The 24,991-nt window shown below is 67.0% G+C and carries 30 protein-coding genes and 2 pseudogenes; 19 read left to right on the top strand and 13 right to left on the bottom strand.

What is annotated here, in order from left to right; translation table 11 throughout:
* Nucleotides 1–98: 98 nt before the first annotated feature.
* Nucleotides 99–608: an Asp23/Gls24 family envelope stress response protein gene (locus Pmi06nite_RS39210; RefSeq protein ID WP_203958314.1), complete on the bottom strand. Its 510-nt coding sequence runs from the start codon at nucleotides 606–608 to the stop codon at nucleotides 99–101.
* A gap of 319 nt (nucleotides 609–927) precedes the next feature.
* Between Pmi06nite_RS39210 and Pmi06nite_RS39205 the strand changes: the two genes are divergently transcribed.
* The 10 genes from Pmi06nite_RS39205 to Pmi06nite_RS39160 all read left to right on the top strand — a co-directional run bounded on the left by Pmi06nite_RS39205 (nucleotide 928) and on the right by Pmi06nite_RS39160 (nucleotide 6,830).
* On the top strand, nucleotides 928–1,557 hold the full coding sequence (locus tag Pmi06nite_RS39205; RefSeq protein ID WP_203958313.1) for a hypothetical protein: 630 nt from the start codon (nucleotides 928–930) through the stop codon (nucleotides 1,555–1,557).
* Between the two features lie 6 nt (nucleotides 1,558–1,563).
* Complete coding sequence (locus tag Pmi06nite_RS39200) at nucleotides 1,564–2,850, top strand: SRPBCC family protein (RefSeq protein WP_203958312.1); 1,287 nt, start codon at nucleotides 1,564–1,566, stop codon at nucleotides 2,848–2,850.
* A 155-nt stretch (nucleotides 2,851–3,005) separates the two neighbouring features.
* Nucleotides 3,006–3,419, top strand: a complete 414-nt coding sequence (gene gvpJ, locus Pmi06nite_RS39195) for a gas vesicle protein GvpJ (protein ID WP_203958311.1) — start codon at nucleotides 3,006–3,008, stop codon at nucleotides 3,417–3,419.
* Between the two features lie 31 nt (nucleotides 3,420–3,450).
* Nucleotides 3,451–4,215 (top strand): GvpL/GvpF family gas vesicle protein, encoded by a 765-nt coding sequence (locus tag Pmi06nite_RS39190; protein ID WP_239114509.1) that lies wholly within the window; start codon nucleotides 3,451–3,453, stop codon nucleotides 4,213–4,215.
* A gap of 26 nt (nucleotides 4,216–4,241) precedes the next feature.
* Nucleotides 4,242–4,475, top strand: coding sequence for a gas vesicle protein GvpG (locus Pmi06nite_RS39185; RefSeq protein ID WP_203958309.1), 234 nt, complete (start codon nucleotides 4,242–4,244; stop codon nucleotides 4,473–4,475).
* A 6-nt stretch (nucleotides 4,476–4,481) separates the two neighbouring features.
* Nucleotides 4,482–4,883 carry a gas vesicle protein GvpO gene (gene gvpO, locus Pmi06nite_RS39180; RefSeq protein ID WP_239114508.1) on the top strand — a complete coding sequence of 134 codons (402 nt, stop codon included), beginning with the start codon at nucleotides 4,482–4,484 and terminating at the stop codon, nucleotides 4,881–4,883.
* Nucleotides 4,880–5,380, top strand: coding sequence for a gas vesicle protein GvpJ (gvpJ, locus tag Pmi06nite_RS39175; protein WP_239114507.1), 501 nt, complete (start codon nucleotides 4,880–4,882; stop codon nucleotides 5,378–5,380). Before gvpO ends, gvpJ (Pmi06nite_RS39175) begins: the two co-directional genes overlap by 4 nt.
* Nucleotides 5,373–6,272, top strand: a complete 900-nt coding sequence (locus tag Pmi06nite_RS39170) for a GvpL/GvpF family gas vesicle protein (protein WP_239114506.1) — start codon at nucleotides 5,373–5,375, stop codon at nucleotides 6,270–6,272. Before gvpJ (Pmi06nite_RS39175) ends, Pmi06nite_RS39170 begins: the two co-directional genes overlap by 8 nt.
* Entirely contained in the window at nucleotides 6,269–6,511 is a 243-nt protein-coding gene (locus Pmi06nite_RS39165; protein ID WP_203958307.1) for a gas vesicle protein, read from the top strand. Before Pmi06nite_RS39170 ends, Pmi06nite_RS39165 begins: the two co-directional genes overlap by 4 nt.
* Entirely contained in the window at nucleotides 6,492–6,830 is a 339-nt protein-coding gene (locus tag Pmi06nite_RS39160) for a gas vesicle protein K (RefSeq protein ID WP_203958306.1), read from the top strand. The genes Pmi06nite_RS39165 and Pmi06nite_RS39160 overlap by 20 nt, the downstream gene beginning before the upstream one ends.
* Nucleotides 6,831–7,420: 590 nt before the next feature.
* Here Pmi06nite_RS39160 and Pmi06nite_RS39155 read toward each other — a convergent pair.
* On the bottom strand, nucleotides 7,421–7,717 hold the full coding sequence (locus Pmi06nite_RS39155) for a hypothetical protein (protein ID WP_203958305.1): 297 nt from the start codon (nucleotides 7,715–7,717) through the stop codon (nucleotides 7,421–7,423).
* A gap of 359 nt (nucleotides 7,718–8,076) precedes the next feature.
* On the opposite strand from Pmi06nite_RS39155, the gene Pmi06nite_RS39150 reads away from it, so the two are divergent.
* The 3 genes from Pmi06nite_RS39150 to ligD all read left to right on the top strand — a co-directional run bounded on the left by Pmi06nite_RS39150 (nucleotide 8,077) and on the right by ligD (nucleotide 10,199).
* Nucleotides 8,077–8,226 carry a GPGG-motif small membrane protein gene (locus tag Pmi06nite_RS39150; protein ID WP_203958304.1) on the top strand — a complete coding sequence of 50 codons (150 nt, stop codon included), beginning with the start codon at nucleotides 8,077–8,079 and terminating at the stop codon, nucleotides 8,224–8,226.
* 340 nt (nucleotides 8,227–8,566) lie between these two features.
* Nucleotides 8,567–8,815: a hypothetical protein gene (locus tag Pmi06nite_RS39145; RefSeq protein ID WP_203958303.1), complete on the top strand. Its 249-nt coding sequence runs from the start codon at nucleotides 8,567–8,569 to the stop codon at nucleotides 8,813–8,815.
* 394 nt (nucleotides 8,816–9,209) lie between these two features.
* Complete coding sequence (gene ligD, locus Pmi06nite_RS39140) at nucleotides 9,210–10,199, top strand: non-homologous end-joining DNA ligase (protein WP_203958302.1); 990 nt, start codon at nucleotides 9,210–9,212, stop codon at nucleotides 10,197–10,199.
* Nucleotides 10,200–10,743: 544 nt separating this feature from the next.
* Here ligD and Pmi06nite_RS39135 read toward each other — a convergent pair.
* From Pmi06nite_RS39135 to Pmi06nite_RS39125, 3 genes are all read right to left on the bottom strand, one after another.
* Nucleotides 10,744–11,847: a fatty acid desaturase family protein gene (locus Pmi06nite_RS39135; RefSeq protein ID WP_203958301.1), complete on the bottom strand. Its 1,104-nt coding sequence runs from the start codon at nucleotides 11,845–11,847 to the stop codon at nucleotides 10,744–10,746.
* Nucleotides 11,848–11,850: 3 nt separating this feature from the next.
* Nucleotides 11,851–12,948, bottom strand: coding sequence for a ferredoxin reductase (locus tag Pmi06nite_RS39130; protein WP_203958300.1), 1,098 nt, complete (start codon nucleotides 12,946–12,948; stop codon nucleotides 11,851–11,853).
* Between the two features lie 271 nt (nucleotides 12,949–13,219).
* Nucleotides 13,220–13,558 (bottom strand): STAS domain-containing protein, encoded by a 339-nt coding sequence (locus Pmi06nite_RS39125; protein WP_203958299.1) that lies wholly within the window; start codon nucleotides 13,556–13,558, stop codon nucleotides 13,220–13,222.
* A 335-nt stretch (nucleotides 13,559–13,893) separates the two neighbouring features.
* On the opposite strand from Pmi06nite_RS39125, the gene Pmi06nite_RS42825 reads away from it, so the two are divergent.
* Both Pmi06nite_RS42825 and Pmi06nite_RS39115 read left to right on the top strand, forming a co-directional pair.
* Complete coding sequence (locus Pmi06nite_RS42825; RefSeq protein ID WP_203958298.1) at nucleotides 13,894–14,220, top strand: DDE-type integrase/transposase/recombinase; 327 nt, start codon at nucleotides 13,894–13,896, stop codon at nucleotides 14,218–14,220.
* A complete protein-coding gene (locus Pmi06nite_RS39115) occupies nucleotides 14,217–14,504 on the top strand; it encodes an integrase core domain-containing protein (RefSeq protein ID WP_203958297.1) in 288 nt (95 codons plus the stop codon). Before Pmi06nite_RS42825 ends, Pmi06nite_RS39115 begins: the two co-directional genes overlap by 4 nt.
* Nucleotides 14,505–14,554: 50 nt before the next feature.
* Here Pmi06nite_RS39115 and Pmi06nite_RS39110 read toward each other — a convergent pair whose 3' ends face one another.
* Nucleotides 14,555–15,010 (bottom strand): STAS domain-containing protein, encoded by a 456-nt coding sequence (locus tag Pmi06nite_RS39110; protein WP_203958296.1) that lies wholly within the window; start codon nucleotides 15,008–15,010, stop codon nucleotides 14,555–14,557.
* Between the two features lie 182 nt (nucleotides 15,011–15,192).
* Between Pmi06nite_RS39110 and Pmi06nite_RS39105 the strand changes: the two genes are divergently transcribed.
* Nucleotides 15,193–15,576, top strand: a complete 384-nt coding sequence (locus Pmi06nite_RS39105; RefSeq protein WP_203958295.1) for a helix-turn-helix transcriptional regulator — start codon at nucleotides 15,193–15,195, stop codon at nucleotides 15,574–15,576.
* Here the strand turns inward: Pmi06nite_RS39105 and Pmi06nite_RS39100 are convergent.
* Nucleotides 15,530–15,970, bottom strand: a pseudogene (locus tag Pmi06nite_RS39100) (class I SAM-dependent methyltransferase); the annotation flags it as partial. The gene Pmi06nite_RS39105 and the pseudogene Pmi06nite_RS39100 overlap by 47 nt on opposite strands.
* 662 nt (nucleotides 15,971–16,632) lie before the next feature.
* Nucleotides 16,633–17,013, bottom strand: a complete 381-nt coding sequence (locus tag Pmi06nite_RS39095; protein WP_239114503.1) for a winged helix-turn-helix transcriptional regulator — start codon at nucleotides 17,011–17,013, stop codon at nucleotides 16,633–16,635.
* 101 nt (nucleotides 17,014–17,114) lie between these two features.
* Here Pmi06nite_RS39095 and Pmi06nite_RS39090 point away from each other — a divergent pair, with 101 nt between their 5' ends.
* Nucleotides 17,115–17,750 (top strand): NAD(P)-dependent oxidoreductase, encoded by a 636-nt coding sequence (locus tag Pmi06nite_RS39090; protein ID WP_203958292.1) that lies wholly within the window; start codon nucleotides 17,115–17,117, stop codon nucleotides 17,748–17,750.
* Nucleotides 17,751–17,769: 19 nt separating this feature from the next.
* Here the strand turns inward: Pmi06nite_RS39090 and Pmi06nite_RS39085 are convergent, their stop codons facing one another.
* From Pmi06nite_RS39085 to Pmi06nite_RS43165, 3 genes and pseudogenes are all read right to left on the bottom strand, one after another.
* A complete protein-coding gene (locus tag Pmi06nite_RS39085) occupies nucleotides 17,770–18,135 on the bottom strand; it encodes a hypothetical protein (protein ID WP_203958291.1) in 366 nt (121 codons plus the stop codon).
* A gap of 456 nt (nucleotides 18,136–18,591) precedes the next feature.
* Nucleotides 18,592–20,034: a serine/threonine-protein kinase gene (locus Pmi06nite_RS39080; RefSeq protein ID WP_203958290.1), complete on the bottom strand. Its 1,443-nt coding sequence runs from the start codon at nucleotides 20,032–20,034 to the stop codon at nucleotides 18,592–18,594.
* Nucleotides 20,035–20,058: 24 nt separating this feature from the next.
* Nucleotides 20,059–20,385, bottom strand: a pseudogene (locus Pmi06nite_RS43165) (restriction endonuclease); the annotation flags it as partial.
* Nucleotides 20,386–20,539: 154 nt separating this feature from the next.
* Between Pmi06nite_RS43165 and Pmi06nite_RS39070 the strand changes: the two are divergent.
* A complete protein-coding gene (locus Pmi06nite_RS39070) occupies nucleotides 20,540–21,361 on the top strand; it encodes an SDR family NAD(P)-dependent oxidoreductase (RefSeq protein ID WP_308442563.1) in 822 nt (273 codons plus the stop codon).
* On the opposite strand, the gene Pmi06nite_RS39065 is transcribed toward Pmi06nite_RS39070, so the two are convergent.
* Complete coding sequence (locus tag Pmi06nite_RS39065; RefSeq protein ID WP_275409653.1) at nucleotides 21,358–22,176, bottom strand: LysR family transcriptional regulator; 819 nt, start codon at nucleotides 22,174–22,176, stop codon at nucleotides 21,358–21,360. The genes Pmi06nite_RS39070 and Pmi06nite_RS39065 overlap by 4 nt on opposite strands.
* A 339-nt stretch (nucleotides 22,177–22,515) precedes the next feature.
* Nucleotides 22,516–22,899, bottom strand: a complete 384-nt coding sequence (locus tag Pmi06nite_RS39060) for an ArsR/SmtB family transcription factor (protein WP_203958287.1) — start codon at nucleotides 22,897–22,899, stop codon at nucleotides 22,516–22,518.
* Between the two features lie 344 nt (nucleotides 22,900–23,243).
* On the opposite strand from Pmi06nite_RS39060, the gene Pmi06nite_RS39055 reads away from it, so the two are divergent.
* Nucleotides 23,244–24,968, top strand: a complete 1,725-nt coding sequence (locus tag Pmi06nite_RS39055) for a heavy metal translocating P-type ATPase (protein WP_275409652.1) — start codon at nucleotides 23,244–23,246, stop codon at nucleotides 24,966–24,968.
* The last annotated feature ends 23 nt before the right edge of the window (nucleotides 24,969–24,991 follow it).

Raw genomic sequence — 24,991 nt, 5'->3', positions numbered from 1 at the left:
ATCTGACTCAACCGCCGTTCCGAACGGGGCGGCCCAAAGCGCCGCCACGTAAGGACAGGCCCTGATCCGCTCGGCGACGAGCCTCGCAAGCAGGCCGCTCATTCGACCCGCGCCTGGGTTCCGCCGCCCCCGTCCTCTTGAGGCAGGTGCACGTCGTCCACGGCGATGTTGACTTCGGTGACCTCGAGCCCGCACATATTCTCGACCGCATTGATCACGTTGAGCCGGACGGCCATGGCGAGGTCCGGGATGGCGACGCCGTAATCCACGACCAGGGCGATGTCGGCCGCGGCCTGACGCTCGCCGACCTCGACCGCGATCCCGCGGGTGACGCTATCGTCGACGCCCAGCCTGCCCTTGAGCGCGCCGAACGCCCGTGCCGTCCCTGTGCCGAAATCATGCACGCCCGGGATCTCTCTGGCGGCGACACCCGCGATCTTCGTGACCGCCTCCGCGGCGATGGTGGTGCGCCCCCGATCGGTCACCAGACCGGATGCGGCTCGGCGTTCCTGTGTGAGGGTTCCTTGACCCGGTGCGGGACTTTGCTTGGCACCGCTCTCCCGCTGTGCGGGTATGCCCTGCACCGATGACGTCCTGGACTCTGCCATTTGAATCCCCCACTTCGCCCTTGATTGATGTGCCTGATTCCTTTGTCGACCACCCGTAATACCCCATTTGCGTAGAGTAATTACGCCAGGTGGGGCGAGGTTCAGTAACCGGTATGTATCGAATCACCCAAGCGCCGCATGCTCGGGCGGCGCATCCGGTTGTCGGGCTATTGACCCGTCTGACGATTTTGCGATGTATATGGCTGTATGTGTTTCTATGTCCGTTTAAGGGGCAGGGGATCCGCTGGTCTGGCGGCCTAGTCCGGGGAATCCGGGGCGACACGCCGGATCTGGCAGGGCGAGCACGCAAGGAGTGACGATGAAGGACGAATGCAAGGTCGCGGCGGCTGTGATCGCCGGCTACTACCTAGGCAGGCACCACAAGCTCAGGCTCGCGGCCACATTGGCGATGGCCATGCTGGCCAAACGTTTGAAGGCCGGCGGCGTCGGCGGCCTACTCCAACAGGGCACCAAGCTGCTCGGCGGAGCCTCTCCGGAGCTCGGGAAGATCACCGAACGCGTGCGCGGTGACCTGCTGGAGATCGGCAAGGCGGCGGCCGTCAACGCGACGAGCAAGCAGATCGACTCCTTGAGCGACCGGCTGCACCAGCGGGCCGAGTCACTGCGGACGGCCACCGCGGCCGCCGGACAGGCGGGCGAGCAGGCGGGCGCGGTCGCGGGAGAAGCGGCCGGACGTGCCGGCGAGGCGGCCGGGCGTGTGGGAGAGGTCGCGGGAAAGGTCGGGAGCCGGATTCCCAAGCAGAGGGCCAAGAGCCCCACGAGGCCGGAACCGGAAGAGGACTTCGAGAACGAGTACGAAGACGAGTACGAAGACGACGAGACTCCCTACGACGACGAATACGAGGAGCCCGAGGAGACGGAGCCCGAGGAGAAGCCGAGGCGGCGACCGCAGCGCCCGGCGAAGCCCGTCACACGGGCCCGGAGGTGAGCTGCCATGGCCGAGCAGGCGACTGAGCAGACGAGGGAAGGGCCGTTCAAGGCGGCGATCAATGGGTTGCCCACGGCGAGGCTCGGTCAGGAGTTCCAGAACCTGACCACGGCGGTGGCCGAACGTGCGCTCTCCAACGTGACAGGCAAGTTGGACGGGCTCGCGGGCCGACTGACCGGCTATGTGGAGGACGGCAGCTCAGGTCTGCTTGAGGCGGTGACCGGCAAGTCCGGATCCGGGATGCTCTCCGCGCTGACGGGGGGATCGGGGATCTCCGGACTGATCGGCACGCTGACCGGGTCGGACGGCGAGGGAAGTCATCCCATGCGGTCGGCTATCGCCACCTATGCCAAGGAGAAGATCAAGGGGATCTTCAGCCGCGCCGGTGGAGGCAAGGGCGGCAAGGGAAAGAAGATCAAGCTGATCAACATCGTCGAGTCCATCGACATCGGCGCCCCACTGCGCGTCGTCTACGACCAGTGGACCCAGTTCGAGCAGTTCCCGAGCTTCATGAAGAAGGTCGAGACCGTCAACCAGAAGGCCGACGAGAAGCTCGACTGGAAGGCGCAGGTGTGGTGGTCCCACCGTACGTGGGAGTCGACCATCGTCGAGCAGACGCCGGACAAGCTGATCATCTGGCGTTCGCAGGGGCCGAAGGGATTCGTCGACGGCGCGGTGACGTTCCATGCGATCACGCCCGACTTGACGCGTGTGCTGCTCGTTCTGGAGTACCACCCTCAGGGCATGTTCGAGCGCACCGGCAACCTCTGGCGTGCGCAGGGCCGGCGAGCGCGGCTGGAGTTGAAGCACTTCCGCCGGCATGTCATGACGCAGGTCCTGCTGCATCCCGACGACGTCGAGGGATGGCGGGGCGAGATCCACGAGAGCCAGGTGGTCAAGGACCACGAGACCGCCGTGCGCGAGGAGAAGGAAGCGCAGGAGCGGGAGGGCCGCGAGCCGGAGGACGTCGAGCAGGCGGAAGAGGAAGAGCCCTACGAGGAGGAGGCCGAGTCCGAGGAGGGCGAGGAGCCGGAGGAAGAGCCTGAAGAAGAAGAGGGCGAGGAAGAGTTCGAGGAGCCGGAGGCCGAGGAGCGCGAGACGGCACCCTCCCGCCCGGTCAGGCCACGCAGGCCGATGGCGGAGCGTCCGGCCCGCAGGCGCGGGCAGGAGCGGCCGGCTCGGGAACGGGACGAGGCCGACGAGGACGAGGATGCCGAGGGGCGCCGGCCGCGGCAGCGCAGAACCCCGGCCGAGCCGAGGAGAGGCTCGGCATCGTTGCGGCACGGCCGGTGAGGCGGGCCCAGGGAGCCGCTGGAAGCGGCGACACTCGGCGCTGGGATGTCCGAGAACGGCGCCGGAGACCGTGCGCCTGGTGGGGTCACATCGAGCGTGGACTCTCGGGGGCGTGACCCCGCCGGAGAGGTCCTTGTAAGGAGGAGGTGGATGGAATGACGGTGACCGTTCCTTCGGGCGGCGGCGGAGGACTGCCGGACCGTCCATCGGGTTCGGGCCTGGCGGACGTCATCGACACGATTCTGGACAAGGGTCTCGTCATCGACGCCTTCGTCCGGGTCTCGCTCGTCGGCATCGAGGTGCTCACCATCGACGCGCGTGTCGTGGTGGCGAGCGTGGACACCTACCTGCGGTTCGCGGAGGCGGTGAATCGGCTGGACCTCGAGCAGAGCAAGGAAGGGCTTCCCGAGCTCATCGGCGACGTCACGCAGGGCGTGGCGCACAACAAGTCCAAGGGTGTGGCCCAGGGAGTGATCGAGGCGGCCGGGGAGAAACTGCACGACTACATCGCGGGCACGGTGGAGGAACCCGAGCCGGAGCGACGTGTGCGGCGAAGGAGCGGGGGCTGAGATGTCGAGCTCTACGGAAACATCGCGCCCGGTGGGGGCTACCGCCCAGGGCGAAGGCGAAATCGCCTGCTACGTGTACGGGATCGTGCCCGAGGACGTGAACATCAGCCCGTACGCCGTCGGCGTGGGCGATCCGCCCGGGCAGGTCAGACTCATCCGGCACGGCGAGATCGGCGCGCTGGTCAGCGATGTCGTGGTGGACCGTCCGCTCGGCCGGGCGGAGGACCTCGTGGGCCACGAAGCGTTGCTGGACGGCGCCGCGGCCGAGGTGCCGGTGCTGCCCCTCAGGTTCGGGGCCGTGCTGACGTCGCCGGAGGCCGTGGTCGGCGAGCTGCTGGAGCCTCATCACGACGAGTTCGCCGCCGCGCTGAAGGAGATCGAGGGGCACGTCCAGTACGTCATCAGGGCGACCTATGGGGAGCGCTCGGTGCTCCACGAGATCCTCGCGGACAATGCCGAGGCCAGACGGCTCCGGGACCAGATACGCGGCCGGCCGGAGGACGCGACCCGCGGCGAGCGGATCCGCATCGGGGAGCTGATCACTCAGGCGATCGCCGCCAAACGGGAGGCCGACACGCAGACCGTGGTCGACTGCTTCGCCACGTGCACCGTGGCGGCCGTCATCCGGGACGCCACCCACGAGCGGGACGCCGCGAACGTCGCCTTCATGGTGCGGTCGGACCAGAAGTCCGACTTCGAGATGGTGCTCGGCGAACTGCGGCGCGAGTGGGCGGACCGGATCGACGTGCGCGTTCTAGGCCCGATGGCCGTGTACGACTTCGTCGCCTCGGCATAGCGAGCTGCCGGAGGGGAGGGAAACCAGTGGGACTGATCGGTCTGATCTTCACCTGGCCGGTGGCGCCCGTACGCGCGGTGATCCGGCTCGGCGAGCTGATTCAAGAACAGGTGGAACACGAGCTGAGGGACCCTGCCGTCGTCAGGCGCCGGTTGGAGGAGCTCGAGGAGGCCAGGCGCTCCGGCCAGATATCCGCGGAGGAGGAGTCCCAGGCCGTGGAGCGGATCCTCAGCACGATGACGGGCACGCGGAGAGGGTGAGATGTGGTGCCTCCCAGGCGCAGAGCGCACGACGAGCAGACCGCGGAGGCGTACGAGCATGAGCAGTTCGACGAGCTCGCAACGATGATGGTCGAACATGGCGAGCTGGCGCCGGAGCCGCGCAGGCGGCGCCGCGCCATGACGGCGGTGACCGCGGGAGAGCGGGGTCTGCGGTACATCGCGGACCTGACCGTGCGAGACGCGGAGGCCGTCACGCTGGTGGAACCGGCCGACGACGGCTGGACGGTGCACGTGGAGATCGTGGAGGACCGCCGGATCCCGTCCTCCGGCGATGTCCTGGCCGTGTACGAGGCCGAGCTGGACGAGGAGGGAGACCTGCGGTCCTACCGCCGACTGCGGCGCTACCGGCGTGGCACGAGCGAGATCGGGGAGGGTTCGTCGCGATGACGGATCCGGGCAGGTCCAGGCCCGTCCTGCGGGAGTCTTACGCGCAGCCGATGCTGGGTGGCCGCGAGTCCTCCAACCTGGGCGACATCCTGGAGCGAGTGCTCGACAGGGGCGTGGTGATCGCGGGGGACATCCGGGTCAACCTGCTCGACATCGAGCTGCTGACGATCAAGCTCCGGCTGCTGATCGCCTCTGTGGACACGGCACGAGAGCTCGGCATCGACTGGTGGGAGCACGATCCCTGGCTGACGGGCAAAAATCGGGAGCTCACCGACGAGAACCGCCGGCTCCGCGACCGCCTCGCCGCGATCGAGGAGCGTCTGGACGAGCGCCAGGGTCTCCCGATGCGCGTGCCCGAACAGCGTCCTCGAGAAGTCGAGAGACGTGCGGAAAGACGCGAAGCCGTGAGGCGCGAAGCGGACGTACGCGGGGGGAACATGCGCGGGGCGGAGAGGCACGAGGCGGATGGGCGCGGATGGGAGTGGCGCGGTGGCTGACTCCGGCATCTACCTGTACGCCGTGACCAGCGAGGCGGGCGAGGCGTGCCTGAAGCTGCGAGGGGTTCTCGACGCGCCCGTGCGCAAGATCAGCCGCGGAGATCTGGCGGCTTATGTGAGCACCGTTCCCCTGGATCAGTTCGGCGAGGAGCCTCTGGGACACCTGCTGGAGGACCTGGACTGGGTCGGCGGGGTGGCCAGGGCCCACCACCGGGTCGTCGAAAGTGTGGCGGAGGCCGGGCCGACGGCGCCGGTGCGACTGGTGACCGTCTACAGCGGTGAGGAACAGGTCCGGGAACTGCTCGCTCGGCGGCACGACGACTTCCTCGCGGTCTTGTCACGTGTCGCGGGCCGGCGGGAGTGGGGCGTCAAGGCGTACGTCGATCCGGAATCGGCGTCCCACGCCGGTGTCGGGGGCCCTGCCGAGCGTGAGACTTCACGCGGGCAGAGGGCCGCCCGTCCGGGAACGGCCTATCTCCAGCGCCGTAAGGCGAACCTGCGCAGCCGTGAGGACCTGTGGCGCCACGCGGTCGCGTGTGCCGAGCGACTGCACGCCGCACTGGGAGAGATCGCCGTGGCCGGCCGCCGGCATCGGCCACAGGACCCGCAGCTGTCCGGCCGCAAGGAGTGGATGGTCCTCAACGGCGCCTATCTCGTGGACGAGGAGCGGAGCGCGGAGTTCGCCGCGGCCGTCATGGCCTTCCGCGAGGCCGCGGCGGGCGCCGGTCCTGGTACGGAAGCAGACGCAGGTGATGGCGCCGGCGTAGGCGAGCTGGGCAGAGTCATGGGCATGGACGTGAGCATGGACATAGAGCTCACCGGTCCCTGGGCGCCCTACTCGTTCACCGCGGTGGAGCTCGAGACGGGAGGTCGGGAGGGAGGCGCGCGGTGACGCCGGACATCCGCCGAGGCGCCGTCCTGGCCGAGGAAGGCCGCCTGCCGCCGGAGCGTATAGCGCTCGTGGATCTTCTCGACAGACTGCTCGCGGGCGGGGTCGTCGTGACCGGGGAACTCGTGTTGTCCATCGCCGACATCGAGCTCGTCCGCATCTCGCTGCGGGCGTTGATCGCGTCCGTACGGGCCCCTGATGAGACGGAGACGGAGGCGGATTATGAGCCGTCCTGGCGGTGACGACGCCGCCGACAGGCCCGGCCGGGACACCGTGCGTTCGGACCGGTGGCGCCTCAACACCGATCCCGAGGCGGTCGAGCGTGACCTGAGCCGCCTTGTCCTGACGCTCGTGGAGCTGGTGCGTCAGCTCGTCGAGCGGCAGTGCATCCGACGGATGGGCGAGGGCGACCTGACCGAGGAGCAGGTCGAGACCCTAGGGCTCACCCTGATGCGCCTGGAGGAGGCGATGACCGAGCTGTGCGAGCGCTTCGGCCTGTCGCCCGCCGACCTCAATCTCGATCTTGGGCCCCTCGGAACCCTTCTTCCCACCGATAGATGACGGCGGTCACGCTTCGGGCAGCCGTGAATGCCGTTACTCCCAGGCACTCATCAACGAAAGAGGATCTCTCGGTGCGTCAGCCTTGGCCTTCTCCATCCGCTCACCGAGTTCCTGGAGTCTGTTGCGTCCCAACACCTTTCGGACCTCGGGGAACCACTCCTGCTCCTCTTCCTTCACGTGATGGCGTACGTTCTCGATGAGGACGGTGACCTTGGCGTCGTACCGTTCGTCCGCGGGTCAACGTTCTTGAGCTCCGACAACATCCACACCACGACGTGGTGCTCCTCCACGCTCCCCGACTCAGATGAAGGACCTACGGCCGTCCCAGATGATGTGCCGCATGATCGCCTGGGGACTAACCATCCTCAAAAGCAGAATGGCGGCCCCGGGCTTGCGCGCCAACACCCTGCCCAGGGCCGCTACCCATCTCCGCTGTCCGGAGATGGCGCTTTTGTCACGCCTACCCGACCGCTCCACGGTGACACCGCCCCGACCGCCTCGACCAGACCGGCGTCTTCGCTTTCGTCTCATGCTCCGCTGGGGCCCACAGCCAGGTGGGCTGGGGCCGCTCCCAGCATGTGCTCACCAGATCAGTGAACCGGGTGGGGCATCTCCGTCTCGGCATACTCCTCGGCCTGCTCCCCCTGTTGCTCCTGCAGGGCTTGCGGACCTTGCTGGGCCTCCTCGATACGCAAGGCGACACCGAGCGCGAAGAACGTTGGCGCCCACTCGCCGACGAACAGACCCCAGCGGTCGGCCCGGTCAGTATCCGCCCGCTCCCCCAAGTAGGACGCAACCCACACGGCGACGGACATGCCGATGGACGCGAGTCCCGCGATGTACATCATGTCGGAACGCAATCCGATCTTTTGCAATGCGCGGATCATATTTGCCCCCTTATCGCCGCTTTGTCCAGGGGGCCCATACCCGGACCTGCCACCACGTACCGTGCTGTTCAAACCTTGACCTGCAGCGATGGGCGAGGACACGCCCGCGTTACCAAACACGCGCAACTGCACCAATCGCGGTAGTCATCGCTGCACTGAGCGCCTGACCGTGGTTTCGTCCAGCCCCGCGCGGCAACGGCAGGAATTGGTTGGCCTCGCCGGGAATCGCACTCGTCGGCCACAGCCGGTGCCCGGCCTGCTTAAAGCAAACGTCCACTAATGGGCGTTCTTCAGCAAAAACACGAACCCTTGTGACCTGCTGATGTTATGAGGTCATTTGTCAGGGCAACTGGAGCGCCATGGCTACACTGCTCTGGCTCATCGCCGTCGTACTCGTGATCGCCGGGATCTATGTCATCCTGGCCCGTCGGGACATCCTCTGGGGGATCGTCCTCATCGTCGTCGGGCTCCTCGTCGGCCCCGGAGGCGTCAGCATCTTCAATCCATAGAAATCACCTCCTGTACAACGGACTAACGGCGGCCGGCGTAAGCCGACCGCCGTCCTGCTTCTTTTCACCCTGCCCGCAGCACCGCGGTCCGCTCGACACGTTCGACAAACGGGACTGTCATTGAGGCGAGATCCATCCCCGTCCCTGGATTCGCCCGGTCGCCCATCACGCTTCCCCACCTTTCACCTCGTGCCGCACCCACACCCGCTGATCTCGGCTCCTCTCCTCGTCCTCCCGGCCTGCCCACCCCTTGGGCAAACGTCCAGCCTGACGCTCGACTGTCACCCCGTAACACGACGGCACCGTGCGTGACTCGCTCCTTCTCGGGTAATGGGCGCCCATGACCGAGGAACAGCGATCGCCCAGCGGCCAGCCGATGGTGCCGGCCACACCGAAGGACGTCATCCACATCCGAATCGGCTCTCTGGCCCTGGTCCTCTGCGTCGGGATCGGCCTCCTGGCCGGCCTGACGCACCTGTGGTGGCTGACCGCGATCATCACGGTCGTCGCGTTCGCCCTGATCGCCGACATGGTGCTGGCCGTCCGCAGACAGCGAAGCCTCGGCGGTGGACCTGAATCGAGAGAATGACGAGGTGACCTTCAGCGACAAGGTCGTCGTGGCACAGGAGGGAGCCAGATGACCGGAACATCCCGCTGGCCGATGGCCGTGCGGAGCAGGAGACTGACCACGACGAGCCCGACTTCGCCGAGGAGTTCACTCCCTTCCCACCCGGCCCGGCCGGTCAGCCCGAAACCGACCCGGACACGGATGTCCACGGCCAAGACGAGGGATACCGATCAGCCCTCGGCATCAGTTCTCGATGCCGGCCTCCGCCCGGGCAAGGCCGACCGGCTTTGCATGGGCGCTGTCTACGGTGCCCCCGCGCGGCCCCGGCGTCGCGCCAGCTCGCGATGACCGGGCCGGAGGCCATCGACGCTTGAGCGCGGCTGTACCGATCTTCGGTTGGGGTACCAGGACGATCGTGGGATCACTTCCCTCGTACACCCCGATGATGGCCCAGCTCGGCGCGCTGCCCGAGCGTGACGCCGACTACGGGCATGAGATGAAGTGGGACGGCGTCCGCGCGCTGGCCTACGTGGAGGGCCGCGCCCTGCGCCTGATCTCCCGCAACGGCAACGACGTCACTGTCGCCTACCCGGAGGTCTTCCCGCTCGCCGGTGCGACCGGCGGCCACGACTGCGTGCTTGACGGGGAGATCGTCGCGTTCGACGAGGCCGGCCACCCCTCGTTCGAGGCATTGCAGCCGCGGATGCACCAGCGAAACAGAGACAAGATCACCCAGTTGGTGAAGCTGGTGCCGGTCACCTATCTGGTGTTCGACATCCTGCACATCAACGCGGTGACGTCGATCAACATGCCGTACACGGAACGGCGGGATCTGTTGGAGAACGTGGTGACGCCGGGCGCCCGGTGGCAGGTGCCGGGCTGGTTCAGGGACGCCGGCCAGGCCGCGCTCGACATGTCGCGGCAGATGGGTCTGGAAGGCGTGGTTGCCAAGAGGCTGAACTCGCCGTACCGGCCAGGTAAGCGGTCGGCGGACTGGACGAAGGTGAAGAACTTCGCGACGCAGGAGGTCGTGATCGGCGGATGGCAGGTCGGCGAGGGGCGGCGCGAGGGGATGATCGGTTCGCTACTCCTGGGCATCCATGACGAGGCGGGGAAGTTGCTGTTCGCCGGGCATGTAGGTACGGGTTTCACACAGGCTGCTCTTCGTTACCTACATGAGCAGTTGGCTCCACTCGAGCGGCCTACCCCTCCCTTCGCCGGCGCCGTGCCACGCGAGCACGCTCGGCACGCGCACTGGGTAGAGCCACTACTCGTGGGTGAGGTCCAGTACGCGGAATGGACGGGCGACGGTCGACTGCGTCATCCGTCGTGGCGAGGGCTACGGTCGGACAAGGCGCCGGCTGAGGTAATGCGAGAGGTGCCACCGGACCGGCGGGTCGGCTGACCGGAAGGCGGGGGATCCCCACTGGCCCGGATGAGTACTTGCGGGCGAGCGAGCGGACCCCCGCATGGCCGGTCGGCACAGTGGAGAGGCCGGGCAACCTCGACGAGAAGGCGACGCGGCAGCGACGCGACCATCGCGGCAGATCAGGACCGGTGAACCTCGGCACGAGCCAAGGCCAGGCGGGCGGGTCGTCGAGCAGGATGAAGCCATCCACGGTTTCCGCCATGAGGGTGATCACGACGAAGCGTCGGCCGGGGCCGCCTTTAAAACGGGGAGTCCCGCCGTCAGGTCCTGGTCAGGCACTCTCCTTGTTTCGAGGCCGACGGCGTCACGTAGCCCAGCCCTCAGCAATGGACACCGTGGTCCTCCTCATTCGCTGAGATAAGGGGCCCGTCACCTCCCTGAAAGGCCGTCCGAAATCTGCCGCGCATCGCCATCGGGACCGTCCTGTGACCGGGCAGGACAGGCTCGGCATCCGTGTGTGAGATGACAGGCTGGCCATACATGCCGACCAGGTCGGAACGGCCTCGCCTTGCCCTTCTGGTCAGGCTGCCTGAGCGGTGGCTGGGGCGGGCGTGTCTACCTGCGCGGACTGCCCTACGGGAGTTGGCAGCGCCAACCGGAAAACGCGTTTCCAGACCGTGGCGGTCTGGCGGAGCAACGAACCGCTGTTGTACGGGAGCCCGAACCGCTCGCACAGGGCCCTCACGCGCGGTGCCACCTCCGCGTACCGGTTGCTCGGCAGGTCAGGGAAGAGGTGGTGCTCGATCTGGTGGCTGAGGTTCCCCGTCATGAGGTGGAAAAGCGGGCCGCCGTCGAGATTGCAGGAACCGAGCAGTTGGCGTAGGTACCACTCGCCGCGCGTCTCGCCCTCGATCTGATCTTCAGTGAAGACCTCGGCCTCGTCGGGGAAGTGACCGCAGAAGATGACCGTGTGACCCCACATGTTTCGGGTCATGTTGGCGGTGAGGTTGCCGAGCAGAACAGGGAGGAACATCGGCCCAGCGAGCAAGGGGAACGCCACGTAGTCCTTGACGATCTGACGTCCGCCCTTGCGGAGGATCTCGCGGAACTGTGTGAACGCCTGGCCCCAGCTCTTGTCTCCGCTGACCAGGCGCTCGATCTCTAGATCGTGTAGCGCTATTCCCCACTCGAACAGGGGGGCCAGCATCGCGTTGTAGAGAGGCTGACCCAGGTAGTAGGGATTCCAGGGCTGCTCGGGGCTGAGCCGCATCAAGGAGTACCCGATGTCCCGGTCCTTGCCGAGCACATTCGTCCAGGTGTGGTGCAGATGGTTATGGGTGTGCTTCCACTGGCCGGCCGGGGACACCAGGTCCCATTCCCAGGTGCTGGAATGGATCTCGGGGTCACACATCCAGTCCCACTGCCCGTGCAGGACGTTGTGGCCGATCTCCATGTTCTCCAGGATCTTGGCGGTGGCCAGCGCAGCGGTCCCGGCGAGCCAGACCGGCGGCAGTACGGAGGCGAAGAGCAACGCACGGCCACCCACTTCCAGGGTGCGCTGTACGGCGATGACCCGACGTATGTACCTCGCGTCGTCCTCGCCCCGGCTCGCGATCACCTCTTCGCGGATCTTGTCCAGCTCACGGCCGAACTCCTCGACATCCGCTGTACTGACCGTCTGCATGAATCACCTCAAGGCTTCGATCTCGACATGGCCGGCGGCGGCCGACACGCAGGTCTGGACGATGTCTCCCTGCTCCCCGTGCTCGCGCCCGGTTCGCAGGTCGCGGACGCGGCCTGACCGCAGCCGTGCCGTGCAGCCGTAGCAGATGCCCATGCGGCAGCCACTCGGCATGAGGACGCCTGCCCGCTCACCCACGATCAGCAGGGGTGTCATGCCGTCGGCGTCGGCCTCCTGCCCGCTCGGAAGGAACCGAACACGCCCGCTGGCCGCGTCGGCCGTCACAGCCACGACCGGGCGGAAGCGTTCGGTGTGCAGGCGGTCGGCGATGCCCGCCTCACGCCAGCGGGTCTCAGCCTCCTCCAGCATCTCGGCCGGACCGCACACCCAGGCCACGCGCCGGGTCCAGTCCGGGCACAGATCCGGCAGCCGGGACAGGCTCAATCGGCCGTCTGACCTTGTGTGCTGCTCGTGCAGGTGCAGATCGGGGAACTGTCGGGCCAGCGTGCGGAGTTCTTCCCCGAAGATGACCTCTTCGCGCGTGGGCGCGGAGTGCACGAGGACCACATCGGGAATCGCGCCGTGCCGTACCAGGCTGCGCAACATGGCCATGACGGGGGTGATGCCGCTTCCCGCGGTCACGAACAGCAGGCGGGGTGGGACCGGCCTCGGCAGTACGAAGTCGCCCTCTGGCCGGCCGAGACCGACGAAGGTCCCGGGCCTGGTCCGGTGGACGAGATGAGTGGAGACGACCCCGCCGGGGACCGCCTTGACCGTGATCGTGAACAGACCGTCGCCGCGTTCCGGTGCCGTAGACAATGAGTAGGTCCGCCAGTGCCGTACACCGTCGACGTCGACGCCCACCTTGACGAACTGGCCGGCTCGATGAGAGGTCCAGCCGCGGCCGGGACGGATGATCAGGCTCACCGCGTCCCTGGTTTCCCGCCGAACAGCCTCGACGCGGCCGCGCGGTCTTCTGAGCGACCACAAGGGATTGATCAGGCCGAGATAGTCGTCGGGCAGGAGGGGCGTCGTCAGCCAGCCGACCGTGCCCGCAAGGCGCGTGACGAAGTCGTCGATCCGAGTACCGGCCGGCGCAGTCATACAGGGCCCTCCCTCCCTGACCGGAATTACCCCTGCGCAGCCCTGAACACGGGCGGCCTTCTCTCAGGAGCGTGTAAACCGCCGGCAGGTCAGTGGGATGACGGTCTTCGGGGGGGTCGGGGAAGGGGGCGCGCCCTCCCCCGTGATCGGTTCAGGTCATCACAAGGTCGACGTCGCAGATCCGAGTCGCCATTGGCGCCACTCAACCGAGGCCCGTCGCCGTTCCGACGAAAGAGCCCGACCTCGGGGGGACAGGGGCTCGCTTCGGTGGCTAGCTCAGCGACCGGTGATCCACCTGAATCGGGTTGAGGCGGTGATCAAGACACAGGATCGACAGCAGTCGCTCGACGCAAGGCGCGCCATCCCTCAAGACCAGCGTGCCGCCTTCCTTATCGAGCCGCTCCTTCGCAGCGATCAACACCCGGAGCCCCGAACAGTCGATGAAAGGTACGCGGCTCATGTCGAGCTCCAGCAGACAGACCGCTGGCGGTGAAAGAGCCTGATCGAGTGCACGCTCCATCAGGTCGGCGGAAGCCAGGTCGAGCTCGCCGCACGGACGGACCACAACCTGTTGATGCTCAAGCTCTATGGTGACTTTCAGCCCATCCATCGCCACCTCCTGAGGTCAGCCCCAAGGCACTGTCCCCCGATGTCACCTTGCTAACAGACCGACCTCCATCCGCGCGCGACGCCAAGGTCAACAAAACGCAATATGTCCAGGAACAGGGTTTTCGGTTGTTGCACGGAGGGGACCGGGACCACCATCAGCGATGGGACGGCGACGTCGCTAGCGGGGAATGCACGACCTCCGAGTGCGGGGAAGCTGGTGGGGCGACCAGGACCGACCCGGGATCTTTGGGCTTGATCCGGTTTGACGGACATCTGAGATCGGGGGTTCATCCCCGGAAGGATGTCAAGGATGGAGAGTCACAACGTCAAGCGGGCGTGCGAGCTGCTGGAAGTCTTCCGTGCCGCCTTCTACGCACGCCGCAATCCAACGCCTGGACCGCGCACTGTCCGGGACGGGGAGCTGACAGGCGGCCCGATCCGACCGGCCGCGACTTCAAGCCTGACCCAGCGGGGATCGACAGCCGCTGGTGTGGCGACATCACGTATATCCGCACGGATGAGGGCTTGTTGTATCTGGCCACGGTCATCGACATCGCGTCCCGCCGGGTGGTCGGCTGGGCCACCGCCGACCATCTGCGCACCGAGCTGGTCGCCGACGCTTTGCAGCAGGCGTGGCGCAATCGCCCCCCGCGGAGCCGGTGATCTTCCACTCGGATCGCGGCTGCCAATACGCCAGCACTGCCTACGCCCAGTTGGCTGACCGGCTCGGTATCCGGCTGTCGGTCGGCCGCAGGGGCCAATGCTGGGACAACGCCCTGGCTGAGTCGTTCTTCGCCACCATCAAGGGAGAACTGCTGGACGAACGTCGATGGCCCAGCCGCGCGGCCGCCCGCAGTGCGATCTTCGAATTCATCGAGAGCTGGTACAACCTCAGCCGCATCCACAGCAACCTCGGCTACGTAAGCCCCGCCGTCTGGGCCGCCTGACCACCACACCGACGGTGTCCGCCAAAGCGGAGCAATCTCACGACCGCTACTCAACCAGTCTGGGGCAAGGAACTCACCGCGTTGGTCGCGCCGCCTTCTGGCCTTACGTACGTAGTCGCCTCTTGCCGAAGGTTCACAGTCTCTTGTGGCCTGTCCGTGTCTCCGGCCAGAAGCTCGATCAGGCGAAGCATGTGGCGTGGCATGTTGGTGAGTCGGGCGGAGCCGTCACGACAGAGTCCGGTTAGCACGCGCAGGCCTGCTAGGTCGATGAAGTCAAGCTTGGCGGTGTCGATGACGAGGGCGCCTTCGCCTCGTCTGACTTGTGTCAGTGCCTTGGCGAGCGCCTGGGCGTTGCTGGCGTCGAGCTCGCCGATCAACTGGATGAAAGTGGTGCGCAATGTCGGACTGCAGGCGGCGCGGAGGTGCTGATCGAGGTACAACACGGCCTCGGCTGAGCCGCCGACCGTATGACCGTCTGGTGTGACGCCTTTGCGGATCACGGTCACGGAACTACCCCCTGACCTTCCGAGGTCACGCGCTGGCCGACGTCGGCGCGCCTACTGGACGTTAACACCTGAAGAGCCTTATACGAAAGTCTCTTCATGTATTCTTCTTCAGGTAAAGATGATCAGGTATCGTTGGACGGTCCACATGCGCCGGACTGATGGCCGAAAGGTGGGAAGCGGTCATGAAGAGTCCCGATGCCCGTTCGTCCTCGTGGACCTTCCTGACTCATCACGCTCGGGTCTTGTTGGAGATTGCGCGCGATCCGGAAGCACGACTTCGAGACATCGCGAATGCCATCGGCATCACCGAGCGTGCGGTGCAAAACATCGTGAACGACCTGCGTGAAGCGGACTACCTGACGTGCTTCAAGGTGGGGCGCCGCAACCACTACGAGATCAACCCCGACCGGGGCTTCCGCTATCCGACCGAGGCGGACACGCCCATTGGCGTTCTACTGAGCATGTTCACTAAGCACGATCTTTCATCCATATCCACCGGCTCGGCCGCGGATAGCCGCATCACGGGCATTGACCGACGATCACCGCGGCCTGCACGGTCGCCGTGAACCGCCCGGACGGCTCGATGCCGGTCAGCGTCTTGCGCAAGGCCACCTCCCACGCGTCGACTTGCCCGTGATCCCGCAGATGGTCCAGGATCGGCTCCCACCAGGCGCGCGGCGTGTTGATCGCGCGGCTGACGAGGACAGCGACGAAACCGCCCGGCAGGACGATCTGGTCTAGGTCGGCCAGGACGTGGTCGCGGTCCATGTAGTGGAACGCGTCGCCGACGGTCACCCTACGCGTCGCTGGCAATGACGCCAACGTCGTGGAGTCGCCGACCTGCCAGCGGATGCCGTCAATGCCGCGCTCGATCCCGAGGCTGCGGCCCGCCTGCAGCATTTCCGTGGACGGGTCGACGGCCAGCACGGGCAGACCACGCTGCGCCAACTGCAGGGCGACCCGGCGAGCTCCGCCATGTCTCCGAGCCGGTTAAGGCGGGTGCGGGTCGGTGGCGTCGTGGGAGCAGACGAATGAGAGCGGCGGCGAGGTCAGGAACGGTCTCGAATGCCTCTGCCGGCGCTCCAAGGGGATTGGTGTCGCCGAGGCCGCACCCATCATCGACGCCCTCACCGCCCGCTACGCGCAAACCTTCAGCCGCGCCGACGACGCCGACTTGCGCCACTGGCTGCTGACACGTCTGGAGATCGCCGGCGACCCCCGCGCGGAACGCTACTGGAGCGGGCTTCGATCAGGCCGCGAGGGTTCTCGGGGCGTTCGCCAAGGCGGCCGTCCTCGAAGCGGGACAAGGTCGCGGACGAGGGCGAACGAGGTGGGGTGCGTTCACCGCCCGCCACCGTTGCTGGGCAGACTCGACGAGTTTGAAGACCATGGCCAAGGCGGCGGTGCGGGAGCCGGCGCCGCAGGTGACCTTGGTCCGCATACCGCGACATCATCAACCGATACGTCAAGCCGCGCATCGGCGGTCAGAAGCGGTCTTGCCCTGCCCGTGGGTCCCCGTGATTCCCCCTGGTTGCCCGTCCGTACTGGCACGCGAGTGGCACGACCTAACCTTCGCTCAGGTCCAGGCACGCCCAACGCTCAGGGGCGTCTGGGCTACTGAATTAGCTGGTGCGGCTGGCGCGCGCGATTGCCGCTTCGCGGGCGTCGATGAGCTCTTCCAGGTGTGTCTCTGCCCAGGCACGTGCCGCGTCCAGCAACTCAAGGAGGCTCCGGCCGAGCGAGGTCAGTTCGTACTGGACCTGCCGGGATGGTCCAGCATGGATCGTACGGACGATGAAGGCGTCGCGCTCCAGCGTCCGGAGTGACTTCGTGAGGACCTTGGGCGTGATGTTCCGCAGCGGGACCCGGAGTTCGGAGAACCGTCGGGGGCCGTCTTCAAGGCACTGGATGATCATCCCGGCCCATTTGTCCCCTACGCGAATCGGCATTAGCTCAGAGGGGCAGAGCGGGTCGAACATCTCCGGGTCCAGCGGCTTGGCCACAGGGCCACAGTAGTGCGGTATCCAAGCGGTAACCATGGGCCCGGCTACCTTACGGAGGCACATAGCAGACAAAGGATCTTGAGACGTGGGGCGGGATATACATGAGCCAGATCATTGTTTTCGGCGCAGGTGGGCGCGCTGGACGGGCAGCTGTTGGCGAGGCCCTCCACCGCGAGCACCACGTCACGGCAGTCGTTCGGGAACCAGCCAAGTACCAGGACCTTGAAGGTGCGGGAGTCCGCGTCCTGTCCGGCGACGTCACCGACGCCGACGCTATTGCCAGCCTCGCGGCCGGGCATGACGCAGCGATCATGGCAGCCTACGACCCTGACACGCAGCCTGATGTCTTCTTCCCAGCCGCTGCCCACGCTCTCCTCGATGGGCTGGCGCGAGCCGGCGTGGGCCGGTTGGTCGTCGTCGGCCTGGCGGCAACACTGGAGACCATCGATGGGACGCCTTTGATGGACACCCCGGGCTTTCCGGAGGAATACCGCCCCTTCTGTTTGGGTCATGCAGCCGGGGCAGCCGTGCTGCGTACCTCGGTTACCGCGTTGGACTGGCTGATCGTCAGTCCAGCCGGTGACTTCGATCAGGCCGGGGCCCGTTCTGGCCGGTACTCCACTGCTGGCGTCAACATGGCCAGCCGCATCTCCTACAGCGACTTGGCGATCGCCCTGCTCGACGAGATCGACACTCCTCGTCACCACCGCACGCACATCGGTGTCGAAGAGGCATGACTGAAGCGGGCATGTGGCTTCAGAGGTCACCGAGCGTGTAGGGCTTGAGGTCCCCTTGAGTGATCGCCGAGGGAGTATCGGCTCCAGGTTCCGCCGGTTTCGGTGACCAGCCCCGTCCTCCCGGTGAGCCAGTGAGGAACGAACCCTGGATCTTCGATCGCGCGAGCGCGTCCAGCATCGTGAGCGGGATCGGCGGATCAGCGAGCGGCTGGTCACCCCCGAGGTAGAGACGCGCGGTCGCACCAGTGGCCTCGATCTCCTCCGAGAACGCGGGCGAGGTGTGATACGTGACGGCGTGGCCACGACGAACAAGCTCGGCCGCGACCGGCAGCGTCGGATTGACGTGTCCGTGCATGGCGATGTTGAGAAACGCGATGGTGCTCATCGGCCACCCTCCGAAATGGAAACTGTGCGCGTCTTGCTCAGACCGGCCGGTGCCGCAGCGGGATTCTGCTGTCGAGCCATCCGGAGTGCAGCGCCCCGGCGACGGGGGTCAAGCCAGGCCTCGAGTCGACCTGTAGGCCGGCACCGGCGAAACGCTCGTGCCCCTCTGTTCTCTCTACTTCAGCACAAACGCCCATTTCGTCGCCGTGACGGACACCCGCAAAAGCAATTGCGGGAGCGGTACGGCCCCGGTTGCAGCTCGCCACCGTTTGCCAGTCCGACCAGCGCCCTGTCCCCTCGCCGGCCAAGGTGGAACGCAGCTTCTTGCGGGTGATTCGAATCGCTTCCCAGGTGTCGGGCACACGGGAAGACCGTTCGGGCGGGCCACACGAACGTGCGAGAGGCGACCCGTCCTCGTTCACGATCATCTCGCACGGCTCGATGTACGGGGCAGCCACTAGTTGTCATGCTCGTCGCTGAGGCCGGAGCGATCCAGGAAGGTACTCAACGGGCCGTCGGCGGCGAGCTTTCCCTGCCGCTGCGCCTCGAACAGATCACGGACCAGCCCCTGCATCTGTTTCTGTGCCTGGTTGCCCTTGCCCTTCCCCCTGCCTTTGTCTTCCGAGAAGTTGCCCGCCATCTTGGTGATCTGCTCGTGAACTTTCCGGGCCAGGCCGGGGTCGATACCGCCCTGCGCCTGTTGGGCCAGCAAGGCGTGATCAAACTCGGCGAGCCAGCCGTCGATTCCGCTCCGGGTCGGAAGTGTCGAAGGAGTGAGCATCGCGCTGGTCGCTGCGGACGGAGTCGTCGTGGGCTCCTCGGAGGGGGCTACGGACGACATCCCTGATGGTGCAGGCCCGGCGGACGGCTGTCCTGAGCTCGAAAGCAACGACACGCCGACCACGGCAGCGGTGATCGCCGTCAGCGCCGCGGCGACCGGTACGACCAGGCGCCGTCCTTCTGACGGTGCTCGGCGTGGCCCGCCGTCTGGCGTGTTGAGCAGCCGGGTATCCCCGGTGCGGGCGCCCCCCGGCGGCAGGACAGGTGGCACCGGTGAGCCTGTGAGCCGGGCGGTGCGTGCCGGTGGCTGGGTGAACGAGCTCAAGATCTGTAGGGCGGCTCCGGCACCGGCAGGCCTGGCGGCGGGATCCTTGGCCAGCAAGGCCAGGATCAGGCCTTCCAAATCTGCGGGGACGTCCTCCCGATAACGGCTGGGTGGTACAGGTGGCTCATGGAGGTGCTTGTACACCAGTTGCGGCGCCGATCCGACGAAGGGCGGGTGCCCACACAACAACTCGTAGCCGACGCAGCCGAGTGCGTACAGGTCGGAGGCCGGCTGGCCGCCATGGCCGACGATCTGCTCAGGTGACAGATAGGCCGCAGTGCCTACCACGGTGCCAACAGCGGTCAGCCGAGCCACCTCGGTCGCCAGGTGCGCCACCCCGAAGTCGACCACCTTGAGCACACCCTGCGCGGTCCGGTGCAAATTCGCCGGTTTGACGTCGCGGTGAACCACACCCGCACGATGGGCGGCGTCCAAGCCCGCCGCCGCCTGGGCCAGCAGATGGCACGCTTCGACGAAGCCGTACCGGCCCCGCTCGACCAGATCAGCGGCCAAGCTGCGACCGCTGAGCAACTCCATCACGAGGAACGGCTGCCCCTCATGCTCGCCCACGTCAAGAACGGTCACCACGTTGGGGTGCACGACGCGGGCGGCAGCCCGCATTTCGCGGGCGAACCGCTCGCGCGCCTCCATCATCTGGGCCACCTGCGGCGTCAACATCTTCACTGCCACCGGTCGGCCGGACCGCAGGTCCCGGCCCTGCCACACCTCACCCATCCCACCGCGGCCAATCAGCTCACCGAGTTGATACCGGCCAACCAGCAACGACGACGTCATATCCGGCACATCTCCACCGATAGATCAAATCCTTACAATTCCGAGCAAACCTACCCGCCATGCCGAGGAGTGGCCCTTCGCGCCGGTGATCACGCCGCGAGCAAATGCTCGGACCTGACGGTCACGGCGGGGGGTCGATTGCTCTGCGGCTCGCTCGGCGACTTCCTGAGCTGCTGCCTGCGCGGTGCGCCGGCTCACAGATGAGCCACTACTTCCATTCGTGAGGGACCTTTTCGGCGAAGTCCACGGCGCCCGGGAAAAACGGGTGGTGGCGATGAAGATCCCTCGTGACGCCTGCGCACCTTGGAGTGCGCCAGCGAACGCCTGGACGTCGGGGCGCTGCACCGTTCGATCGGCGCGCCGGTGGGCGCTGCGTTTCTGGGACGCGCTCCCACCCGTTCACCCCGGTCTTCGAACCTCAGTCCTGAACGAAGCAGCAGGTCATCGATACCTGGGACGCATCGCCTGATACCCGGGTCATCATTGGTCTCCCATGATCCCGGTGGTGAACTCGAAGTATTCGCAACGGGTCGAACAGCAGGAGTTCAGCATGGGACAGCTCGCCAACAGGGTCGCGGTCGTCACCGGCGGCAGCACGGGGATCGGGCTCGCCACGGCGCAACGGTTCGCCGAGGAAGGCGCACACATCTACATCACCGGCCGCAGGCAGGAGGAACTGGACGCCGCCGTCGCGAAGATCGGCCACGGCGCGGTCGGGGTGCGCGGCGACGTCACCGACCCCGGGGACGTGGACCGGCTGTACGCCAGGGTGTCCGAGCACGGCCACCGGATCGACGCCGTGGTGGCCAACGTCGGGTTCGGCGAGTTCGTCGGCCTGGCGGACGTCACCGACGAGCACATGGACAAGATCCTCGGCATCAACGTGAAGGGCACCGTGTACACGGTGCAGAAGGCGCTCCCGTTGCTCAACGACGGCGCGTCCATCGTGCTGGTCACGTCGATGGCCTCCACCAGCGGTCAGAAGGGGCTGAGCGTCTACTCCGCGTCCAAGGCCGCGGTCCGGTCCTTCGCCCGTTCCTGGGCCAACGAGCTGAGCGATCGCGGTATCCGGGTCAACGCGCTGGCCCCCGGCTCCACGGACACGCCCGCGATCGACGCCGCCCTCGCCGCGTCCGGTCTGGACACGGCGGCGCGGGAACAGTGGCGGGCGGATCACGTGGCGCCGATCCCGCTCCGCCGCTTTTCCCTGCCCGAGGAGCAGGCCGCGGCCGCGCTCTTCCTCGCCTCACCGGCCAGCAGCTACATCACGGGCGTCGAACTGGCCTCCGACGGGGGCGCGACCCAGCTCGGATTCGGACTCGTCTAGGAGGCGCGGTCCAGCGTGGCGCGGCCCGCCGCGACCGCCTTCGCGGTCCGGACGAACAGCGTCCGCGCCGGGTTCTGGCCGCCGTCCGGCCACGCCAGCACCAGCCGGGTCGCCGGGACGTCGGGGACCGGCACCGCCACGACGCAGTCGCCGATCCGGTTGGTGACACTCCCCCCGACGACCACGATCAACCGGCCGAAGGAGACCAGGTCGACGATCTGGTCGAGCGGGTACGGCGGGACGGAATCACGGTAGGCGTCCTCCCGGGTCAGCTCGGCGAGCGCCACCGCGGACCGCCCGGCCAGGCGGTGATCGGGCGGCAGTAGCACCACCGCGGACTCCTCCGCCACATCGACGCTCGTCATTCCCCCGAGGTCATCGCGCCCGCACATCAGCCCCACGTCCGCGGCGCCGCTGCGCAGCACGCCGAGCTGGTCGTGGGTGAAGACCACCTCGACCGGCACCGCGCCGGGCAGCCGCTCGTAGGCCCGCACCACCTCGGCGAGCAGTCCGGGACCGGTTCCGGGCCTGGTGGTGACGACCAGCCGCTGCTGCTGGGCGGCGCGCCGGGTCCGCCGTACGGCCGTGTCCATCGCGTCGAGCACCCGGCGGCACTCAGCCAGGAACACGCCGCCCGCGTCGGTCAGATCGACGCGGCGGCTGGTCCGCTCGAACAGCCGGACGCCGAGCCGGCGTTCGAGCCGGCCGATGGTCCGCGACAGCGGCGGCTGCGCGATGCCGAGCCGCTCGGCCGCCCGCCCGAAGTGCAGTTCCTCCGCGACCGCGACGAAGTACTCCACCTCGCGCGTCTCCATCCGGTCCACGCCCCTCAGGGTAACAACCGGGCACAACCATCCAATGACCTGCTCGGCGACCCCGCAAGCGTGTTAGCAAGATCCGAAGATTGTCCGGACAAAACGAAAGGCCGACTTCCCCGAGGGCTACACCGTCACCGACGACGGCAATCGAACGGCCGTCGACGCCGCGGAGGTGCGACTAAAACACTGGCTCGACACGCTTCCCGGCCTCCGCTACGACGACATCGCCATCCGGCCCCTCCAGCACTCGCTCGGCACCCGGGCGAAGAGCGCCCGTCTCCCTCAATGACGGGCGCTCTTCGTGTCCCGCTTTACCCAGGTCTCGAATGCTGCTCGTCAGGTGCCGGCGACGGGCTGAACCGCGTGGATGCTGGCGTCAGTGCTGGGATGGTCGGGAAGGTCCCGATCGGCGTGGTCGGCATGGAACAGAGCTTCGTCTAGCAGTCGGCGAACGTGGACGTCCGCAGCGGAGTAGTAGACGAAGGTGCCTTCACGACGCCCTTTGACCAGTCCCGCCAGTCGCAGCTTGGCGAGATGCTGGCTGACTGTGGTGGGGGTGGCTCCGACGAGTTCGGCGAGGCAGGCCACCGATGATTCACCTTGCAGCAGTGCCCACAAGATCTTCATCCGGGTGGGGTCGGACAGCAACCGCAGGGACTCGGCCGCCAGGTGCACCTGCTCCTCGTTCGGCATCTGAAAGTCCGAGATGGACGTGTGCATGTGCTCACGATACGCCATGCCCTTCTACTTGAATACCTGCGTGCTTACGCATATATGATGATGCGGTGATAACAGGGCAGGGTACTGACGTGCTCGAACACGTCGGCAAGCCGCGTCCGGCGTCGACACTGGTGCGCCGAACCCGCTTACTCCATCTGGCTGAGGTCCGGTGGGCGCTGGCCGCGACCGTGCTGTTCGCCGGAGGTGGCCTCGGGCAATTGGCCGGAGCTCCGGCGTGGCTGTGGTGGGGTCTGTACCTCGCCTGTTACGCGGCCGGAGGGTGGGAGCCAACTCTTGCCGGACTGCGTTCGCTGACGGAACGCCGGTTGGATGTCGACCTGCTGATGGTGGCCGCCGCCATCGGCGCCGCAGCCATCGGGCAGATCACGGACGGCGCCTTGCTGATCGTCATCTTCGCCACCTCTGGCGCGCTGGAGTCCTACGCGACTCAACGGACCGAAGACTCCGTGCGTGGCCTGCTCGACCTGGCTCCTGACACGGCCACGCTCATCGGTGCGGACGGAACCGAACGCGTCGTACCCACCGTGGATCTGACGGTTGGCGATGTGATCCTTATCCGGCCTGGGGAACGCGTCGGCGCGGACGGCCAGGTCGTGGACGGCGCGAGCGACGTCGACCAGGCCACCATCACCGGAGAACCACTCCCGGCCCCCAAGCAGGCCGGCGACGAGGTGTTCGCCGGCACCGTGAACGGCACCGGGGCTCTTCGCGTGCGGGTGGAGCGACCCGCCGGCGAAACCGTCGTCGCCCGCATCGTGGCGATGGTGCAGGAGGCCAGCACGACGAAAGCGCCGACACAACTGTTCATCGAAAAGGTCGAACAGCGGTACTCCGTCGGGATGGCGGCCGCCACCCTCTTGCTGTTCGCCATCCCGCTGGCCCTGGGCGCGGATTTCCAGCCGACCCTGCTGCGGGCGATGACCTTCATGATCGTCGCCTCGCCATGCGCGGTCGTCCTGGCCACCATGCCACCGCTGCTATCGGCGATCGCCAACGCCGGACGGCACGGCGTCCTGGTCAAGTCCGCGGTAGTGATGGAACAGCTCGGTGCCGGCACTCTGGTGGCCTTCGACAAGACCGGCACTCTGACCGAGGGCACACCGCGCGTGACCGAGGTACGGATCCTGCCGGACATCGTGAGCAGTGAGAGCGAATTACTGGCTTTGGCGGCTGCCGCGGAAAACCCGTCAGAGCATCCGCTGGCCCGTGCCGTGGTGGCCGCCGCCCATAAGGCCGGCCTTCCGTTGGAACATGCGGAAGACTTCTCCGCCGTACCGGGCCGTGGTGTACGTGCCCGTGTCGCCGGTCACCTGGTCGAGGTCGGCAGTCCCGCTCATCTGCTCAGCCTCACCGGGCAAAGCGATGTCGTCACTACAGACGTCGCCGCTCTGGAACTGGACGGGCAAACCGCCGTGCTGGTGCGTCTGGATGGCCAAGTCGCCGGCGTCCTGGGCCTGGCCGATCACCTCCGCGCGGGAGCCGCGCAAGCCATCGATCAGATCACGACGATCACCGGGGCGAGTCCGGTCCTGCTGACCGGCGACAACCCTCGCGCTGCGGGTCGGCTCGCGACCCAGGTCGGCATCACGGACGTCCGCGCCGGTCTGCTCCCTCATGAAAAGGTCGATGCGGTGCGGGCTCTGGAGGCGAGCGGGCACAAGGTCATGCTGGTCGGGGACGGCATCAACGACGCACCGGCCCTCGCCGCCGCCCACACCGGAATGGCGATGGGGCGGGCCGGGTCTGACCTGGCCTTGCAAACAGCGGACGCGGTGATCGTCCGCGACGAGTTGTCCACCGTTCCCGCTGTCATCGCCTTGTCCCGTCGCGCGCGTCGGCTCGTCATCGCGAATCTGATCATCGCCTCGGCGTTCATCTCCGTCTTGGTGGCCTGGGACCTGCTCGGAGATCTGCCACTGCCGCTCGGCGTCGCGGGGCACGAGGGGTCCACCATCATCGTCGGACTCAACGGTCTACGCCTCCTACGCGCTGCGGCCTGGCGGCATTCGGACACGAACAAGCGACACGGAAAGGGTGAGCCCTCCTGAACGCACCACGCGATTTCCCGGCC

The organism is Planotetraspora mira, assembly GCF_016863275.1.
GTDB lineage: Bacteria > Actinomycetota > Actinomycetes > Streptosporangiales > Streptosporangiaceae > Planotetraspora > Planotetraspora mira.
This window is presented reverse-complemented; position numbering and strand designations above follow the sequence as displayed.

What these genes read in the sequence shown, in the direction of transcription:
- Pmi06nite_RS39105 (WP_203958295.1), top strand. Translation starts at nt 15,193, where the DNA reads ATGAAGAGTCCCGATGCCCGTTCGTCCTCGTGGACCTTCCTGACTCAT.
- Pmi06nite_RS39055 (WP_275409652.1), top strand. Translation starts at nt 23,244, where the DNA reads ATGGTGGCCGCCGCCATCGGCGCCGCAGCCATCGGGCAGATCACGGAC.
- Pmi06nite_RS39205 (WP_203958313.1), top strand. Translation starts at nt 928, where the DNA reads ATGAAGGACGAATGCAAGGTCGCGGCGGCTGTGATCGCCGGCTACTAC.
- Pmi06nite_RS39200 (WP_203958312.1), top strand. Translation starts at nt 1,564, where the DNA reads ATGGCCGAGCAGGCGACTGAGCAGACGAGGGAAGGGCCGTTCAAGGCG.
- Pmi06nite_RS39150 (WP_203958304.1), top strand. Translation starts at nt 8,077, where the DNA reads ATGGCTACACTGCTCTGGCTCATCGCCGTCGTACTCGTGATCGCCGGG.
- Pmi06nite_RS39210 (WP_203958314.1), bottom strand. Translation starts at nt 608, where the DNA reads ATGGCAGAGTCCAGGACGTCATCGGTGCAGGGCATACCCGCACAGCGG.
- gvpJ (WP_239114507.1), top strand. Translation starts at nt 4,880, where the DNA reads ATGACGGATCCGGGCAGGTCCAGGCCCGTCCTGCGGGAGTCTTACGCG.
- gvpJ (WP_203958311.1), top strand. Translation starts at nt 3,006, where the DNA reads ATGACGGTGACCGTTCCTTCGGGCGGCGGCGGAGGACTGCCGGACCGT.
- Pmi06nite_RS39065 (WP_275409653.1), bottom strand. Translation starts at nt 22,176, where the DNA reads ATGGAGACGCGCGAGGTGGAGTACTTCGTCGCGGTCGCGGAGGAACTG.
- Pmi06nite_RS39155 (WP_203958305.1), bottom strand. Translation starts at nt 7,717, where the DNA reads ATGATCCGCGCATTGCAAAAGATCGGATTGCGTTCCGACATGATGTAC.
- Pmi06nite_RS39060 (WP_203958287.1), bottom strand. Translation starts at nt 22,899, where the DNA reads ATGCACACGTCCATCTCGGACTTTCAGATGCCGAACGAGGAGCAGGTG.
- Pmi06nite_RS39135 (WP_203958301.1), bottom strand. Translation starts at nt 11,847, where the DNA reads ATGCAGACGGTCAGTACAGCGGATGTCGAGGAGTTCGGCCGTGAGCTG.
- Pmi06nite_RS39160 (WP_203958306.1), top strand. Translation starts at nt 6,492, where the DNA reads ATGAGCCGTCCTGGCGGTGACGACGCCGCCGACAGGCCCGGCCGGGAC.
- Pmi06nite_RS39090 (WP_203958292.1), top strand. Translation starts at nt 17,115, where the DNA reads ATGAGCCAGATCATTGTTTTCGGCGCAGGTGGGCGCGCTGGACGGGCA.
- Pmi06nite_RS39125 (WP_203958299.1), bottom strand. Translation starts at nt 13,558, where the DNA reads ATGGATGGGCTGAAAGTCACCATAGAGCTTGAGCATCAACAGGTTGTG.
- Pmi06nite_RS39145 (WP_203958303.1), top strand. Translation starts at nt 8,567, where the DNA reads ATGACCGAGGAACAGCGATCGCCCAGCGGCCAGCCGATGGTGCCGGCC.
- Pmi06nite_RS39080 (WP_203958290.1), bottom strand. Translation starts at nt 20,034, where the DNA reads ATGACGTCGTCGTTGCTGGTTGGCCGGTATCAACTCGGTGAGCTGATT.
- Pmi06nite_RS39130 (WP_203958300.1), bottom strand. Translation starts at nt 12,948, where the DNA reads ATGACTGCGCCGGCCGGTACTCGGATCGACGACTTCGTCACGCGCCTT.
- Pmi06nite_RS39085 (WP_203958291.1), bottom strand. Translation starts at nt 18,135, where the DNA reads ATGAGCACCATCGCGTTTCTCAACATCGCCATGCACGGACACGTCAAT.